Below are 15,185 nucleotides of genomic sequence, written 5' to 3'. Positions count from 1 at the left end.
GTGAGCAGCACCTTCGATTCGATGTGGGCGGACCTCGAGCCGGTCGGGCGGGACCCGCGCGGCGGGTACGGCCGGTTCGCGTGGACCGGGTCCGACGCCGAGCTGCGCGCGTGGTTCGTCGCCGAGGCACGTCGCCGGCACCTGGACACCACCCAGGACCGCGCCGGCAACCTGTGGGCGTGGTGGGGCGACCCGGATGCCGCGGTGGCCGCCGGGACGCCGGGTGTGGTGGCGGGCAGCCACCTGGACTCGGTGCCGAACGGCGGCGCCTTCGACGGCCCGCTCGGCGTGGTCTCGGCCTTCGCTGCCGTCGACCTCCTGCGGGAACGCGATCACGCACCCGCGCGGCCGATCGGGGTCGCCTGCTTCGCCGACGAGGAGGGCGCCCGGTTCGGGGTGGCTTGTGCGGGGTCGCGCATCGTCACCGGCGTGCTGCCGCCGGACCGGGCGCTGGCCCTCGCCGACGGCGACGGGGTGAGCCTCGCCGAGGCGCTGCGCCGCGACGGCATCGACCCGGCCGGGCTGGGCCCGGACCCTGAGGCCCTGGCCCGCATCGGCACGTTCGTGGAACTGCACGTCGAGCAGGGCCGTGGGCTGGTGGACCTCGGCCGGCCGGTCGCGGTCGGCACCTCCATCTGGCCGCACGGACGCTGGCGGGTCACGCTGGACGGTGAGGCCAACCACGCCGGCACGACGCCGCTCGCCGACCGCGTCGACCCGATGCTGGACCTCGCCGCCCTGGTCACGGCCGCCCGGACTGCGGCCGGAACCCACGGCGTGCTGGCCACCGTCGGCAAGGTCGAGGTGGACCCGAACGGCGTCAACGCCATCCCGTCGCAGGTCCGGGCCTGGCTGGACTGCCGCGGCGCCGACGCGGCAGCCGTCGACGCCGTGCTCGCGGACCTCGCCGGTTACGCGCCGCACCGCGAGTCGTGGACGCCGGCGACGGTGTTCGACGCCGCCCTGGCCGCCCGGCTGGCCGCGCTGCTCGATGACGCACCGCTGCTGGCCACCGGGGCCGGGCACGACGCCGGCATCCTCAGCGCCGCCGGCGTCCCGACCGCGATGCTGTTCGTCCGCAACCCGACCGGCGTCTCGCACTCCCCCGCCGAATACGCCGAGCGCGACGACTGCCTGGCCGGTGTCGACGCGCTGGCGGCGGTGCTCGCGGAGCTGACCCGGTGAGCGGCGCCTTCTGGGCCGAGCTGGCCTGGATCGGTGACGAACCGCGGGCCAGGGTGCGCATCGAGCACGGCGACGACGGCGTCATCGTCGCCGTGGCGCCTGGTTCCGACCCGGAGCCCGGCGACCGTCGGCTGCCCGGCATCGTGCTGCCCGGCTTCACCAACGCGCACTCGCACGCGTTCCACCGGGCGCTGCGCGGACGCACGAACACCGGTCGCGGGTCCTTCTGGACCTGGCGCGACGCCATGTACGCGCTGGCCGGCCGGCTCACCCCGGACACCTACTACCGGCTGGCGCTGGCGGCCTACGCCGAGATGGCGCTGGCCGGTGTCACCGTCGTCGGCGAGTTCCATTACCTGCACCACGGCCCCGGCGGGCAGCGCTACGACGATCCCAACACGATGACCGCCGCGCTGCGGCAGGCCGCCGCCGACGCCGGCCTGCGGCTCACGCTGCTGGACACCTGCTACCTGACCGGCGGGATCGGCCGTCCCCTCGACGGCGTCCAACTGCGCTTCGGCGACGGGACCGCCGACCGCTGGGCCGAACGCGTCGACGAGCTGTCCGGAGACGGCGACGGCTTCCGGCTCGGCGCCGCGATCCACTCGGTGCGGGCCGTCCCACCCGACGCGATCGCCGTCGTAGCCGGCTGGGCCCAGCGCCACGACGCACCGTTACACGTCCACCTGTCCGAGCAGATCGCCGAGAACGACGCGGCGCTCGCGGCCTACGGACGCACCCCCACCGGCCTGCTGGCCGACCACGGCGCCCTCACCGAGCACACCACCGCCGTGCACGCCAACCACGTCGACGCGGCCGACGTCCGCCTGCTCGGCGACGCCCGCACCGCGATCTGCGCCTGCCCCACCACCGAGCAGGACCTCGCCGACGGGCTCTCCCCGGCCCGGGCGCTCGCCGACGCCGGGTCACCGCTGTGCCTCGGCAGCGACCAGCATGCCGTCGTCGACCTGCTCACCGAGGCCCGGTTGCTGGAGATGCACGAGCGGCTCGGCACCGGGCAGCGCGGCGCGTTCACCCCGGCCGAGCTCGTCGCCGCGCTCACCCACCGCGGACATGCCGCGCTCGGCTGGCCGGAGAACGGCCGCATCGCCCCCGGCGCCGCCGCCGACCTCGTCGCCCTGCGCACCGACACCGTCCGGACGGCGGGCTGCGACCCGGCCCAGATCGTCCTCGCCGCCGGCGCCGCCGACGTCCACACCGTCGTCGTCGGCGGGCGGGTCGTGGTGCGCGACGGCATGCACGAGCGGGGCGACGTCGCCGGCCTCCTGGCCGATGTCATCGCCCCGCTCTGGGAGTAGGGGTGGTCCTGGGTCAGGCCGTCACCGCCTGCACCGCGGGCACCCGGATCGCCTTGCGGGCCGCACCCAGGCACGACGCCAGCGTCAGCGTCGCCGCCACCGAGACGATGCCCAGGTAGATGCCGATGGTGGTGTCCGGCAGCAGCTCGCCGGTGCGGGCCAGGCTGTACGGGATCACCGTCACGATCGAGCCGATCGAGCCGAACAGGACGCCGGCGGCGGCCAGCACGACGCCCTCCATGCCGACCATGCTCAGCACCTGCGGCGGGGTGGAGCCGACCAGCCGCTGCTGGCCGAACTCGCGGCGTCGGTACGTGGTGGCCGCGACCAGTGTGTTGATCACCATGATGGCCGCGAACACCGAGAGCATGCCCACCACCACGAGGTTCAGCGTCTCGATGGCCGCCACGTCCTCCGGTGGGATCGACGACGCGGCAGCCGGCGGCGCGGAGTTCTCGATGCTCTGCATGTACAGCGTGCCGGTCGCGATGCCGGTGAACAGGATGATCGGCATGAGCGCACCGGCCATGTGCTGCGTCCGGCGCCGCACGTTCTCAACCGCCAGGTAGCCGCTGGTGCCGCCGAGCAGCCGCAGCGGACCGGCCAGCACCGCCGTCACCGCGCGTACCAGCACCGGCCCGAACAGCGCCAGCCCGATCGAGAACCAGATCGAGGCCTGACCGGCGGTCTGCATCGCGTCGATGCCCTTGCCGTCGAAGACGGTGGCGGTCAGGATGCCGCAGTTCAGCCCGGCCGCGAGGAACACGATGGCGGCGACGGTGCGCTTGCGCGTCATTTTCGCCTGCTCGATGGTGACGGCCGTCATGGCCTCCTTGGCCCGCAGCTTCGTGGCCCGGCGAGCAGCGACGGCCGCGCCGCCGACGGCCGCGAGCATGGTCACGCCGATGCCGATGGACAGGGCGGCCGCGCCGAACGCGTACGACACCCCGGGCGCGACCTGGTCGGTCTCCTTCAGCATCTCGAGCAGCACCCAGCCGCCGCCCGCGGCGAGCGGCAGCGCCAGGAGCGACGCCGCGACAGCCACCAGCGCCGTCTCGCCGACGATCATCCGGCCGACCTGGAACGGGGTGGCACCGACGCTCTTCAGCAGCGCTACCTCGCCGGCCCGCTGCCGCACCGACAACGTCATGGTGGACACGACCGCGAACAGCACGATCACCAGACCCCAGCCGCCGACGACCATGGCCATCGTGGTCAGCGTCTCCTCACTCACCGCGTCGACCCCGGCACCGCCCGCCGTGTCGAGCATGGCGGCGAACGCCATCACGACCGTGGCGCCGAGGAACATCGACAGGAAGCTCGCCACGAAGCCACCGGTGCGGTGCCGCAGCGAACGCACAGCCAGCTGGATCATGATCAGGCTCCTACCGCATGCCGCAGGGAGACCTCGTCGCCCAGGTGCGTCATCCGCTCCGCGACCGCCTCGGCCGTCGGGTGGACGAGCGTGCCGACGAGTTGGCCGTCGGCCAGGAAGACGACCGAATCGGCGTAGGACGCCGCGACCGGGTCGTGGGTCACCATGACCACCGACTGGCCGAACTCCCGGACCGCCTCCGCCAGGAGGGTCAGCACCGAACGGGCACTGCGGGTGTCCAGGGCACCGGTCGGCTCGTCAGCGAAGATCACGCTCGGGTTGGTCACCAGAGCCCGGGCGATGGCCACGCGCTGCTGCTGGCCGCCGGACAGCTCGGCCGGGCGGTGGTCGAGCCGGTCACCCAGGCCCACCCGCTCCAGGACGGCCCGGCAGTGCTTGCGGTCGACCTTCTTGCCGGCCAGCCGCAACGGCAGCGCGACGTTCTGCATCACCGTCAGCGCCGGCAGCAGGTTGAACTGCTGGAAGATGAAGCCGATGCGCTGGCGGCGGAACTTCGTCAGTTCGGTCTCGCTGCCGCCGGTCAGCTCCGAGCCGTCGATGAACACGCGGCCCTCGGTGGGCTGGTCCAACCCGGCCGAGCACTGCAGGAACGTGCTCTTGCCGGAGCCGGACGGCCCCATGATCGCGGTGAAGGTCCCAGCGGGCAGGCCGACGGACACGCCGTCCAGCGCCCGGACCGGGTTCTCACCGGTGCCGTAGGTCTTGCTGACCCCGACGAGTCGCAGGGCTTCCGCCGCCCTGTTCGTGTCCTGCCCCATCATGTCCGTCTCCCTCTTGCTGCCACGCCTCTCGGCCTACCGCAACGCTAGGGATCAGCAGGGTGGACGAGCGATGGAGCGACCTCCCGAGCCTGGGGTGGGGGTACCACCAGTGCCGCCGGCTCGCTGCCCTTGACCCGCTGGGTACAGTGACGACGTGCGTGGGCTGGGGCGAGGACGAGCGCGTGTGGCGCGCGGACTCATCATGGCCGCGGCCTGTCTCCTGGTCCCGACGGCCGCGCACGTCGCCGCCGGCGGGGCCGCACCCGTCCAGGCCGGCTTCCTGGTCATGGCCGCGCTGCTGAGCGTGGCCTGCGTCGCGTTGGCCGACCGGCGGCGCTCCGCCGGCGAGATCGCGGCGCTGCTCCTGCTCACCCAGCCGCTGCTGCACGTGCTGCTCACGTTGGGCGGCCACGGGGACATGACCTCGGCGGTACCCGGCCCGTCGATGGCACTCGCCCACATCGTGTCGGCGGGTGCGTTGACGATCCTGCTGGCCGGCGCGGAGAACGTCGCGTGGTCACTCGCGGCGCTGTCGGCGACGGTGCTGCTGACCAGAATCCGCCGCCTGCTGGCCCAGCCGCCGTTGCCGAGTCCGGCACGTGTGGTCGTCGACAGCGTCGCGGATGCGGCCACGCCGCGCAGCGTGGAGCTGATCCGGTCGACGCCGTGGAGAGGTCCGCCGGTGCCCGCGGGCACTCGCTGACGTCGCGTTACGGGCGCCGCACCCTGCGCGCCCACCTCTCCCCGACCCCACGACGAGGGACGACAATCATGATCATTCATCGGCGCGCCGTCGCGCGCGCATCGCTGACCGCTGCCGGCGCCATCGCCGCCGGGCTGCTGCTCACGGCCACCGCGTCCGCTCACGTCACCATCCGCCCGGACATCGACACGGCCGGTTCCTACTCCAAGATCACGGTCCGGGTACCGAACGAGTCCGACACCGCCGGCACCACCCAGGTCCGTCTCGACCTGCCCGCCGACACCCCGTTCGCGTCGGTCCGGGTCCAGCCCCGGCAGGGCTGGACCGCCGAGGTCACCCGCACCCAGTTCCCGGAACCGGTCGAGGTCGGTGACCGCGTCCTCGAGGAGGCCGTCACCTCGGTCACCTGGACCGCCGAGCCGGGCGTGCGCATCGGCCCGGACGAGTTCGACGAGTTCGCCATCTCGGTCGGCCCGCTGCCGGACCCGGGCACGTACTACCTGCCGGCGACCCAGACCTACGACGACGGCGAAGTGGTCGCCTGGGCGGAGGAGCCGGCCGAGGACGGCGCGGAGCCGGAACGGCCGGCTCCCGTGCTGACGGTCGTCGCGGCCCCGGAGGGCGGCGACGCGCACGCCGTCAGCGACTCGTCGCACGAGTCGTCCGGCTCCGACGATGCGGACGATGCCGCGGCGTCGTCCGGCGACGGTTCGACGGACGGCCTGGCGCGGGGCGTGGGCATCGGCGGCGTGGTGGTCGGCGCTGCCGGGCTGGGCCTCGGCGCCGCGGCCCTGCGGCGGCGCAATGCGTAGGGTCGCTGCGGCGATCGCGGGGATGGCGGCGCTCGCCGTCGTCCCCGCCGCCGCGCTCACCGTCGCGACCGCCCCACCCGCGGCCGCCCATGACGTCCTCGTCTCCAGTTCGCCCGCCGAAGGCGCGGTGGTCAGCGAGCCGCTCACCGTCGTCGAGCTGACCTTCAACAACCCCGTCTCCACCGAGTTCGCCCAGGTGAGCGTCCTGGACGCCGCGGAGGGCGAACACCAGCAAGGTGAGCCGACAGTGGTCGGGCCGACGGTCAGCCAGGCGGTCGACCAGCTACCGGACGGCGACTACACCATCGCCTACCGGATCGTCTCCTCCGACGGTCACCCCATCACCGGCACGGTGTCGTTCACGGTGGCCGGAGCCGGCGGGGCACCGGCCGAGACGCCGTCCGACGGTGGAGCGCCGGCCGACGAGGAGACACCGGACTCCGCGCCGACCACCGAGGAGGCCGAGCCGCCGCCGTCGGCGTCCCCGGACACCACCCCGGCCGGCGCCTCCGATGACGGCGACGGCATGGGGACGACGGCCATCGTGCTGGTGATCGTGGCCGCGGCGGTCGTCATCGCCCTCGTCGCCTTCCTGGCGGGCGGTGGCCGGCGGCGCGGAACGTCGGAGGACACTGGCAGCTGATGAACACTGCGAGCCCGGCCACCGACATCGTGCCGCCCACCCGCCAGTGGGGCGTTGCGGCGATCGCCGTCGCCCTGGTCACGTTGGCCGTCGCACTGTTCGTGGGCGGCGGCGGCACCACCGCCGCCATCCCCGGACTCGGCGACCCCGGCGAGTTCACCCGGTGGGGGCTGCCCGTCGGGAAAGCCATCATGGACGGGGCCGGAGCGGTCACCGTCGGGCTGCTGGGTCTGGCGGTCATCCTGCCGGTGCGCAAGGGCGAACTGGGCGGCGAGGCGCTGCTGGCCCTGCGCGCGGCGTCGTGGTCGGCGCTCGTGCTGGCCTTCGGCGCCGCCGTCGTGCACCTGCTCACCCTGTCCGACCTGGTGGGACGGCCGCTGCAGGACGCCCTGGCCGGCGACTCGTTCGTCTCCTACACCTCGAGCGTCGAGCAGGGCCGGGCCTACGCGGCCACGGTCGTGCTGGCACTCACCATCATCCCGGCCGCTCGGCTGACGCTCGGGCACGGCGGCGCGGTCGCGCTGTTGTGCCTCGGCGTCGCCACGATCATCCCGTCCGGGCTCATCGGCCACTCGTCGTCCGGCGACTACCACCACTCCGCGCGGGTGTCGCTGCTCGTGCACCTCATCGGGATGGCCCTGTGGGTGGGTGGGCTGGTCGCGGTCGCCTGGTACGCCGGCAGACGCGGGCGCGAACTCCCCCGGGCGGCGCGCGCCTTCTCCGCCGTCGCGCTCGGCTGCTTCGTGATGGTCGGCGCGAGCGGCGTGCTGAACGCATGGGTGCGCGTGCAGACGTTCTCCGACGTCTATTCGTCGGCGTACGGCCTGATGCTCATCGGCAAGGCGACCGCGCTGGTGGCGCTCGGGTGGTTCGGCTTCCAGCATCGTCGCCGGACACTGGTGGCGCTCGAGGCCGGGCGGCCCGGGGCGTTCCGGCGGCTGGCCGCCGGCGAGGTCGTCATCATGGCCGCCGCGATCGGGCTGGCGGTCGCGCTGAGCCGCACCGAACCGCCCACCCCGGAGATCCCCGAGGTGATCACGCCGGTCCGGTCGCTCATCGGGTTCCCGATCCCGCCGGAGTTCAGCTTCGGGCGGCTGTTCACGCAGACCTACCCGGACGCGCTGTTCGCGCTCGGCTGCCTCGCCGCCGTCCTGCTGTACGCCGGCGGCGTGTGGCGCCTGCACCGGCGCGGCGACCGCTGGCCGGTCGGGCGGACGATCGCCTGGATGGCCGGCGTTGCCACGGTGGCGTTCGCCGGGCTGTCCGGGCTGATGACCTACGGCATGACGATGTTCTCGGTGCACATGGTCCAGCACATGGTCCTGATGATGGTCAGTCCCGTCCTGCTGGTCCTCGGCGGCCCCATCACCCTGGCGCTGCGAGCACTGAAACCGGCCCGGCGCGGCGACACCGGGCCGCGCGAACTCATCATGGCGGCGGTGAACAGCCCGGTGGCCCGGGTGCTTACGCATCCGCTCGTCGCGCTGGCGCTCTTCGTGTCCGGCTCGTTCACGGTGTACTTCACCGGCCTGTTCGAGTCGGCGATGCGCGGGCACACCGGCCACATGCTCATGGGCGTCCACTTCCTGGTGGTGGGCTACCTCTTCTTCGAGATGCTCATCGGCATCGACCCCCTGCCCAAACGGCCACCGTTCCCCGCCCGGGTGGTGATCCAGCTGCTGGGCATGGTGTTCCACGCCGTGTTCGGGCTGGCGCTCATGGAGTCGTCCCGACTCATCGCCGGCGACTACTACCGCGAACTCGGCGAAGAGATCACCTGGCTGCCGGACACCCTCGACGACCAGATCCTCGGCGGCCAGCTCACCTGGGGGTTCGGCGAGCTGCCCGGCCTGATCGTCATCGGCGCCCTGTTCGTCCAGTGGTACCGCTCCGACGAACGCGACGCCCGCCGCTTCGACCGCCGCGAAGGCGAGGACGAAGCCGAACGCACCGCCTACAACGCCTACCTCGCCAAGCTCGAGCAGCGCTCCCGCCGCGAACCCTGAGCCGGCAGTGGGGCCGTGGCCGTGCTGCCCCATGATCATGTCCCTCTGTGAGTCCGGTGAGCGGCAGAAAGGGGCCATGATCATGGCGGCGGTGGGTCGATTTCGCCCCGAGCGCAGGCGTCCGCTAAACTCGTGCCGCCAACGCAAGGACAGGTAGCTCAGTTGGAAGAGCGTCCGCCTGAAAAGCGGAAGGTCGGCGGATCGAACCCGCCCCTGTCCACCCTCTGACCAGCACGAACGTCATCCGCTGGTCGCCGCGAATGACCGTGACTTCCCCCTTCTAGCCGGCCCTTGGGGCACGCGGGGGGCACGGCGATCTTCATCTTGGCCGCATCGTCGGCCTAGCCATCGTGTGCTGTGCGGGCGGGACAACTCCCGTCCCGTCGCCCTGCTGACGACAGGTTGGGCGCGCGGCCCTCCTGTTGGCGGGATCGACCTCATCGATGAGTCGCCCCCGGCCGGTGCGCGAACGCCGGGCCGGGGACTTGATCCCCAACCTGAACCCGCAGGAGGAGACCCGTGGTCAAGCTACCCGAACCCGACGCTCGGGAGATCATCGCCCGCGCACCGGTCGTCGACGAGATGGTGGGCGAGATGGTCGCGCACCTGGATGCCGGCAACCCGCACATCGACGTCGAAATCAAGCCGTACGAGACCACCATGTACGCCCGGTTCGATCTGATCCCCAAGGAGGCCCGTCAGCTCGCCGCGGAGTTGGTGCGGATGGCTGATGTGGCGCAGAACGCGGCCTGGACGCCGGCGCTGCTGGCGCAGGTGCGTGAGCGGTACCTGCCGGGCGCGACGGACGCGCAGATTGTGGAGCGGTTGAACCGGCTGGCCCGCCGTGAGAGTGGGTTCGAGCTGGTTTCGCCGGGCGTGCTCGATCCGGCCGATGGCTACCAGCTCACCGCTGAAGCGCACCGGGAGTTGGTGGAGCGCGTGGCGGCGGCGTTGTCGGCGGCTGGGGTGACGATGCGCGAGCTGGACACCGCCATCGGCGACCTGCGCGCGGTCTACGCGGCCGGGACGGAGGACGCGTCGTGACCGGCACCGTGGACCCTGCCGATTGCGGCGTGCGGTGGTGTGAGGAAGCCGGCGAGCACTGGACGCACCGGCTGTACCTGGCGTCAATGGTGGTTGCTGCGGGTCGTTGGTCGTTGGGGGTCAACATCGCCCGGCCCGGCGACGAGGCGACGACGGTGGAACTCACCGCGATGCCGCGTCGAGGTGCCCCGGTGATGGTGCAGATGGCCACCGGCGAGGCCATACAGGTCGCGGAGGCGATCCCCGAGGCCGTGGGGCGCATCCATCGGCGGATCGGCCGCGACGACACCTGAACTATGAGCCATCCGAGAACTGCTCAGTGACGGAGGCCGGCCCTAGCTCGCGGCCTCATGGAATCGAGCTGGGGCCGGCCCCTTCCACGACCGGATGGAGTAAACATGCAGGTAAAAGGCGCGTCCGTGGGTGTCCGCTACTATGGAGCCATGACTGTTCCGGCGTTCAGCGATCCAGCCATCGAGGTCACTGCCTCGCCGGCTGACGCACGCCGTGAACGTGCCGAGTGGTGGGCGCGGTGGTCGACGCGACCCACGGTCGAGCGTTCTCGTCCCGCGGCTGAGGTGCTCGCCGAGATCCGCGACGAAGACTAGTGCCACCGCGCTACGTCCTCGACGCCTCCGCCGGCGTCGAGATCCTCAACCGCACGCCCGCCGGCATGGCACTGGCCGCACGCACCTATCGGGACGGCGTTGAAGAGTGGACCGTCGAACACTTCCACGTCGAGGTGACCAAGGTCATCCGCCGCGACGTCCTGCGTGGCGACCTCACCGACGCCGACGCCGGCCAGCTCGTCGACGATCTCATTGAGTGGCCGCTCAACGTCGTCAGGATCACACCGCTACTGCGAGATGCATGGACGATGCGGAACACCGTCACCGTCCACGACGGTCTCTACGTCGCGTTGGCACGCCATCTGCGCGCCACGCTCGTAACGGCCGACCTTAAGCTCGCCAAGGCGCCAGGTGTGAACGCGGTTCGTGTCTGAGGCGTCGTCCTCATAGCTGCCGGTCGTTGGCCGGAGCACAGCGGGTCAAGGGTGGCGCCTACGCCATCGCGAAGCGACGTCAAGATGGTTCGCCTCGTCGTCGACCCACCGTGACCGTGCGTACGTGAACTCGGCGAACGATCTTGACGCCCTTGACGACCGGAGTGGAGGTCAAAGAACGGCTGCGATGAGGGGGACGCAGTTCGGTGACGTGCCTGCGTTGGATTGGGATCGACCTACTCTGCTCCGGCCTCCTCATACGAAGGCGCAGCTGGGAGGCCAGGATCGGCGCTGGGAGCTGTCCGTTGCCGAGTAGCCTCGACCCGACTCTGGCCCCGCTCGTGATCCGCCGCGGGCTAGTCGTCCGAGCCGGTAGCCGACGGCGGCACCTCGACAACGAAGAACAGGAAGCAGGGTTTGGTCGACAGGTCATGGAACTGGTCGGGGAACAGCTCACGAGCGTCCGGCTCTGGCTGCGGCTCGCTGATGACCGAAAGGCGGAAACCGGCGGTGGTGAAGGCTTCGGTCATCGCGTGCAACGGCTTGCGCCAGAACCTCATCGGGACCAACTGTCCGTTGAACCACCAGTCGAAGCCATAGCTGGTAGTCGCAAAGTAGTCGGGCCGAGGATCCTGGAACGAGTAGGCCACGAAAGGGTGGTCCACCGACGCGATCAGCCGGCCACCGGGCGTGAGCACTCGCCGCAACTCGGCGAGCGTAGGCCCCCAGTCTTCCAGGTAGTGCAGCACCAGCGCTGCGACCACATCGTCGAACGCACCATCGGTGAACGGCAAGGGGTCGCTCAAGTCGGCCACGTGCAGGGCTGCGTCGTCGCCGAGCCGCTGCCTCGCCAATGCCAGCATTCCGGCGCTGGCGTCGATGCCGGTGACGAGCGCACCGCGATCGCGTAGCGCGGCCGACAGGGCACCCGAGCCGCAACCGGCGTCCAAAATCCGACGGCCGGCCACGTCTCCGGCGAGGGCCAACATCGCGGGCCGCTCGTAGTACGCGTTCACGAGGCTGTTCTCGTTCTCCGCTGAGTACGCCTCGGCGAAACTGTCGTAGTCATTCGCCTGGGCCCGATCCACAGACTGGGCGATGCTCTCGGGTACGTCGGTTTCGCGTGCCATCGCTGCAGCCTAGTTCGGCCGTGGCTTCGATGGCGGGTGGTTTGGTGGCGCTATAGCCCCACCAAACCACCCGCCATCACCGGGTCACTGCGACGTTCGGCGGGCTTCGAGGGTGTCGAGGATCAGCTCGAGGCCGTAGCTGAACTCGTTGCGGTGGTCGTAGCCCGGCCGCAGGGCGTGGTCGGCGATCATTTCGGCGAGGTAGGGCAACTCGTCCGCGGGCATGTGCTCGAGGATGCCGCCGGCGACGTCCTCGACGTCGTCCGGGTTCGCCATCGGCAGGCTCGATTCCTGGAGGACGAAGCCGCTGATGTAGCTGTCGATCAGTGAGATGGCGTGCGCGGCCATCGGCAGGGTGAAGCCGGCCTCCCGGAGGACGCCGAGGACGGCGTTGTGGTGGCGTAGTGTCGCCGGGCCCGGGTTGCGCCGGGAGTCCATGAGGCCGAGCGCCCAGCTGTGCCGCGACAGGACGGTCCGCGCGGAGCACGCGCGGCCACGGATGGCGTCGCGCCAGTCGTCGCGCTCGGTGGTGGGCAACTCGATCGCCGCGAAGACCGCGTCGACGACGCCGTCGAGGATCGCGTCCTTGTTCGGGACGTGGTGGTAGAGCGACATCGCCTCGACGCCCAGTTCCTGTGCCACCCGCCGCATCGTCATGGCCTCGACGCCACCGCGGTCCGCGACTCGGATGGCAGCCTCCATGACGCGGTCCGTGCTGAGCGGACGCCGCTGCGATTGCGGCGGGGTCGATGGTGGCACGGCGACTCCAGGGTCCGGACGGATTGACAATCTTACAGGTGTAAGTCAGCCTTACAGGCGTAAGTCCAACCATCGCGGCGAAGAGGAGATTCCCAATGCCCATGCCAACGTGGTGGGGACAGGTCAACAAGCGGTTGTTCAACCCCCGCGCGATCGCGGGCGGGCGGTGGCCGGTGCTCACTCACGTCGGACGCAGATCTGGCGCGACGTACCGCACGCCGCTCGATGCGCATCCGGTCGACGGCGGTTACCTGTTCGTCGTGGTGTACGGGTCGCGCTCGGACTGGGTGCGCAACGTCCTGGCCGCCGACCGTGCGCGACTCCGGGTCGGCGGGCGCGACGTGGAGCTTGCCGCTCCGCGCATCGTCGGCCGAGACGAGGCGTTCCGGGCCCTCTCCGACGAGGTGGCGCGTCCGCCGAGGCTGCTGCGCATCACCGAGTTCCTCCGCATGGACCTCGTCGCGAGCTGACGATCCGCAGCGGTCAATGGGCCTGGTGTGCGGCCGCGAGCTCGGCCCAGAGCTGCGCAGGGACCGGCGTCGACAGGGCGGCCATGTTCGCCGCGGGTTGGGACGGTTCCTGCATGCCGACCACCGCGCACCGGATGGCCGGGTGCCGCAGGACGTACTGCAGGGCCACCGTCGGCAAGGCGACGCCATGAGCCGAACACAGCTCGGCCAGTGACCGCGCCCGCGCCACCACCTCCGGTGGCGCCGGCGCGTACCTGTACGTCGCGTTCTCATCGGGTGCCGACGACGCCAGCAGGCCGGAGCCGAACACGCTCGCCGCCACCACCTGCACGCCGTGCCGAACACACGACGGCAGCAACGACTCGGCGGCGGGCTGCGTCAGCAGCGAGTACTGCCCGGCCACCATGACGACGTCCAGGGCACCGGTGTCGACCAGCACCGACAGCGCGCGAAGGTCCATCGAGCCGACGCCGACGGCGCGCACCATGCCTTCCTCCCGCAGCGACGCCAGCGCCGGCAGTGCGGACGACAGCGCCACGTCCAGCCGCCCCTCCGGGTCGTGCAGGTACAGGATGTCCACGCGGTCCATGCCCAGGCGCACCAGGCTTTCGTCGAGGCTGCGCCGGATGCCGTCGCGGCTGAGGTCCCAGACGCGCTCGTGCGTGGCGGGGACGCGGAACCCGCGATCGGATCCGGTTACCGGGCCGTGCACCGGCCGCAGCAGCCTGCCCGCCTTGGTGGAGACGATGTAGGAGTCGCGGTCGTACGACGACAGGGCCGCGCCCAGGCGGCGTTCCGAGAGACCAAGGCCGTAGTGCGGCGCGGTGTCGAAGTAGCGGATGCCGGCGTCCCACGCGGCCCGGACCGTGGCCGCCGCCGTGGCGTCACTGATCTCGGTGCTGAGGTTGCCGATCGAGGCGCCGCCGAAGCCCAGCGGCGGCAGCGACACCGCCGTCATCGTGACGTCGACGCACGCCGGCCGACCCGGCCGGCGTGTTCGCGGGCGACGTCCAGGAAGCCGTCGAGCACGCTGGTGCGGCCGTCCTTGCGCCAGACGGCGTACAGCCCGATGCGGGTGCCGACGTCGGCGAGCGGCCGGTAGACCAGGCCGTCGATGGACAGGTGCCGGAACGACGCCGGCACGACGGTGACGCCCATGCCGCCGGCCACCAGCCCGAGCACGCTCTGCACGTCCGACGACTGCTGGACGATCCGTGGCGTGAACCCGGCGTCGACGCAGCTGGAGACCACCTTGTCGTACATGCCGGGGGCACGGTCGCGGTCGAACATCAGCAGGGAGTCCTCGGCCAGCCAGGAGAGCCGCGCCTTGGACCGGTGCGCGGCGGCGTGGTCGGCGGGCAGCACGGCGACGAGCGGCTCGTCGACCAGCAGTTCGCTGTCGAGCTCGTCGGTGTCCTGGAACTCGCGGACGAAGCCGACCGACAGCTCCTCGTGGAGGACCATCGTGACCTGTTCCGTCGCGCTGCGGCTCATGAGCTGCAGTCCGACGCCCGGGTGCCGGCGGCGGAAGGCGACCAGGATCGGCGGCAGGATCTCGTAGCTCGCCGAGACGACGTAGCCGATGCGCAGCAGCCCGGCCTCACCGCGCTCGGCGCGCTGAGCGCTCTGCACCGCGGTGCCGACCTGCAGCAACGCCCGGCGGCACTCGTCGAGGAAGACCCGCCCGGCGGCGGTGAGCTCGACGGTGCGGGTGGTCCGGCGCAGCAGCTGCACGCCGATGGCGCGTTCGAGCCCGATGATGGACTGGCTGAGTGCGGGCTGAGCGAGCTGGAGCCGAGCCGCCGCCCGGCCGAAGTGCAGCTCTTCGGCCACCGCCACGAAGTAGCGCAGCTGGCGCAGCTCGACCCGCCCATTCCACGACTCGTCGGGCACGCCCACGATCCTAGCGATCAGCGCCGCCCGTTCGGCCTGATCCGGCCGTCCCGCCGCCCGG

General features: G+C 71.6%; 17 protein-coding genes and 1 tRNA gene. 12 read left to right on the top strand and 6 right to left on the bottom strand.

Features of this window, described 5'->3' with window-relative positions; genetic code table 11:
- The first annotated feature begins 21 nt into the window (after positions 1-21).
- Entirely contained in the window at positions 22-1,185 is a 1,164-nt protein-coding gene (locus JIAGA_RS0102510; protein WP_035813255.1) for an allantoate amidohydrolase, read from the top strand.
- Positions 1,182-2,504, top strand: a complete 1,323-nt coding sequence (locus JIAGA_RS0102505; protein ID WP_026874451.1) for a formimidoylglutamate deiminase — start codon at positions 1,182-1,184, stop codon at positions 2,502-2,504. Before JIAGA_RS0102510 ends, JIAGA_RS0102505 begins: the two co-directional genes overlap by 4 nt.
- Before the next feature lie 13 nt (positions 2,505-2,517).
- Here the strand turns inward: JIAGA_RS0102505 and JIAGA_RS0102500 are convergent, their stop codons facing one another.
- Entirely contained in the window at positions 2,518-3,879 is a 1,362-nt protein-coding gene (locus tag JIAGA_RS0102500; RefSeq protein WP_026874450.1) for an FtsX-like permease family protein, read from the bottom strand.
- Between the two features lie 2 nt (positions 3,880-3,881).
- Positions 3,882-4,661 (bottom strand): ABC transporter ATP-binding protein, encoded by a 780-nt coding sequence (locus JIAGA_RS0102495; RefSeq protein ID WP_026874449.1) that lies wholly within the window; start codon positions 4,659-4,661, stop codon positions 3,882-3,884.
- Between the two features lie 184 nt (positions 4,662-4,845).
- Here JIAGA_RS0102495 and JIAGA_RS0102490 point away from each other — a divergent pair, with 184 nt between their 5' ends.
- The 9 genes from JIAGA_RS0102490 (at position 4,846) to JIAGA_RS0102450 (ending at position 10,872) form a co-directional block, all read left to right on the top strand.
- The gene (locus JIAGA_RS0102490; protein ID WP_026874448.1) at positions 4,846-5,364 is read left to right on the top strand and encodes a hypothetical protein; all 519 of its coding nucleotides are present in this window, start codon (positions 4,846-4,848) and stop codon (positions 5,362-5,364) included.
- A 68-nt stretch (positions 5,365-5,432) separates the two neighbouring features.
- A complete protein-coding gene (locus tag JIAGA_RS0102485) occupies positions 5,433-6,176 on the top strand; it encodes a YcnI family copper-binding membrane protein (protein ID WP_026874447.1) in 744 nt (247 codons plus the stop codon).
- Positions 6,169-6,819, top strand: a complete 651-nt coding sequence (locus tag JIAGA_RS27080) for a copper resistance CopC family protein (protein WP_084469410.1) — start codon at positions 6,169-6,171, stop codon at positions 6,817-6,819. Before JIAGA_RS0102485 ends, JIAGA_RS27080 begins: the two co-directional genes overlap by 8 nt.
- Positions 6,819-8,825 carry a bifunctional copper resistance protein CopD/cytochrome c oxidase assembly protein gene (locus tag JIAGA_RS27075; protein WP_051425592.1) on the top strand — a complete coding sequence of 669 codons (2,007 nt, stop codon included), beginning with the start codon at positions 6,819-6,821 and terminating at the stop codon, positions 8,823-8,825. The genes JIAGA_RS27080 and JIAGA_RS27075 overlap by 1 nt, the downstream gene beginning before the upstream one ends.
- A gap of 147 nt (positions 8,826-8,972) precedes the next feature.
- A tRNA-Phe gene (locus JIAGA_RS0102470) sits at positions 8,973-9,045 on the top strand.
- A gap of 299 nt (positions 9,046-9,344) precedes the next feature.
- Positions 9,345-9,869: a hypothetical protein gene (locus JIAGA_RS0102465; RefSeq protein WP_026874446.1), complete on the top strand. Its 525-nt coding sequence runs from the start codon at positions 9,345-9,347 to the stop codon at positions 9,867-9,869.
- On the top strand, positions 9,866-10,162 hold the full coding sequence (locus JIAGA_RS0102460; RefSeq protein WP_026874445.1) for a hypothetical protein: 297 nt from the start codon (positions 9,866-9,868) through the stop codon (positions 10,160-10,162). Before JIAGA_RS0102465 ends, JIAGA_RS0102460 begins: the two co-directional genes overlap by 4 nt.
- Before the next feature lie 150 nt (positions 10,163-10,312).
- Positions 10,313-10,477 (top strand): hypothetical protein, encoded by a 165-nt coding sequence (locus tag JIAGA_RS34225; RefSeq protein ID WP_157552597.1) that lies wholly within the window; start codon positions 10,313-10,315, stop codon positions 10,475-10,477.
- Entirely contained in the window at positions 10,477-10,872 is a 396-nt protein-coding gene (locus tag JIAGA_RS0102450) for a type II toxin-antitoxin system VapC family toxin (protein ID WP_026874444.1), read from the top strand. The genes JIAGA_RS34225 and JIAGA_RS0102450 overlap by 1 nt, the downstream gene beginning before the upstream one ends.
- Before the next feature lie 356 nt (positions 10,873-11,228).
- Here JIAGA_RS0102450 and JIAGA_RS0102445 read toward each other — a convergent pair whose 3' ends face one another.
- Positions 11,229-12,002, bottom strand: a complete 774-nt coding sequence (locus tag JIAGA_RS0102445; RefSeq protein ID WP_026874443.1) for a class I SAM-dependent methyltransferase — start codon at positions 12,000-12,002, stop codon at positions 11,229-11,231.
- A gap of 84 nt (positions 12,003-12,086) precedes the next feature.
- A complete protein-coding gene (locus JIAGA_RS0102440; RefSeq protein WP_051425590.1) occupies positions 12,087-12,704 on the bottom strand; it encodes a TetR/AcrR family transcriptional regulator in 618 nt (205 codons plus the stop codon).
- Between the two features lie 152 nt (positions 12,705-12,856).
- Between JIAGA_RS0102440 and JIAGA_RS0102435 the strand changes: the two genes are divergently transcribed.
- The gene (locus JIAGA_RS0102435) at positions 12,857-13,231 is read left to right on the top strand and encodes a nitroreductase family deazaflavin-dependent oxidoreductase (RefSeq protein ID WP_026874441.1); all 375 of its coding nucleotides are present in this window, start codon (positions 12,857-12,859) and stop codon (positions 13,229-13,231) included.
- A gap of 13 nt (positions 13,232-13,244) precedes the next feature.
- On the opposite strand, the gene JIAGA_RS0102430 is transcribed toward JIAGA_RS0102435, so the two are convergent.
- Together JIAGA_RS0102430 and JIAGA_RS0102425 are read right to left on the bottom strand one after the other, a co-directional pair.
- Positions 13,245-14,189, bottom strand: a complete 945-nt coding sequence (locus JIAGA_RS0102430) for an aldo/keto reductase (protein WP_026874440.1) — start codon at positions 14,187-14,189, stop codon at positions 13,245-13,247.
- Positions 14,186-15,124 carry a LysR substrate-binding domain-containing protein gene (locus tag JIAGA_RS0102425; protein ID WP_035813247.1) on the bottom strand — a complete coding sequence of 313 codons (939 nt, stop codon included), beginning with the start codon at positions 15,122-15,124 and terminating at the stop codon, positions 14,186-14,188. The genes JIAGA_RS0102430 and JIAGA_RS0102425 overlap by 4 nt, the downstream gene beginning before the upstream one ends.
- Between the last annotated feature and the right edge of the window lie 61 nt (positions 15,125-15,185).

The organism is Jiangella gansuensis DSM 44835 (assembly GCF_000515395.1).
In the GTDB taxonomy this organism is placed as follows: domain Bacteria; phylum Actinomycetota; class Actinomycetes; order Jiangellales; family Jiangellaceae; genus Jiangella; species Jiangella gansuensis.
This window is presented reverse-complemented; position numbering and strand designations above follow the sequence as displayed.

Coding starts and splice junctions, on each gene's coding strand:
- JIAGA_RS0102510 (WP_035813255.1), top strand. CDS start 22: ATGTGGGCGGACCTCGAGCCGGTCGGGCGGGACCCGCGCGGCGGGTAC.
- JIAGA_RS0102500 (WP_026874450.1), bottom strand. CDS start 3,879: ATGATCCAGCTGGCTGTGCGTTCGCTGCGGCACCGCACCGGTGGCTTC.
- JIAGA_RS0102495 (WP_026874449.1), bottom strand. CDS start 4,661: ATGATGGGGCAGGACACGAACAGGGCGGCGGAAGCCCTGCGACTCGTC.
- JIAGA_RS0102485 (WP_026874447.1), top strand. CDS start 5,433: ATGATCATTCATCGGCGCGCCGTCGCGCGCGCATCGCTGACCGCTGCC.
- JIAGA_RS27080 (WP_084469410.1), top strand. CDS start 6,169: ATGCGTAGGGTCGCTGCGGCGATCGCGGGGATGGCGGCGCTCGCCGTC.
- JIAGA_RS27075 (WP_051425592.1), top strand. CDS start 6,819: ATGAACACTGCGAGCCCGGCCACCGACATCGTGCCGCCCACCCGCCAG.
- JIAGA_RS34225 (WP_157552597.1), top strand. CDS start 10,313: ATGACTGTTCCGGCGTTCAGCGATCCAGCCATCGAGGTCACTGCCTCG.
- JIAGA_RS0102445 (WP_026874443.1), bottom strand. CDS start 12,002: ATGGCACGCGAAACCGACGTACCCGAGAGCATCGCCCAGTCTGTGGAT.
- JIAGA_RS0102440 (WP_051425590.1), bottom strand. CDS start 12,704: ATGGAGGCTGCCATCCGAGTCGCGGACCGCGGTGGCGTCGAGGCCATG.
- JIAGA_RS0102435 (WP_026874441.1), top strand. CDS start 12,857: ATGCCCATGCCAACGTGGTGGGGACAGGTCAACAAGCGGTTGTTCAAC.
- JIAGA_RS0102430 (WP_026874440.1), bottom strand. CDS start 14,189: ATGACGGCGGTGTCGCTGCCGCCGCTGGGCTTCGGCGGCGCCTCGATC.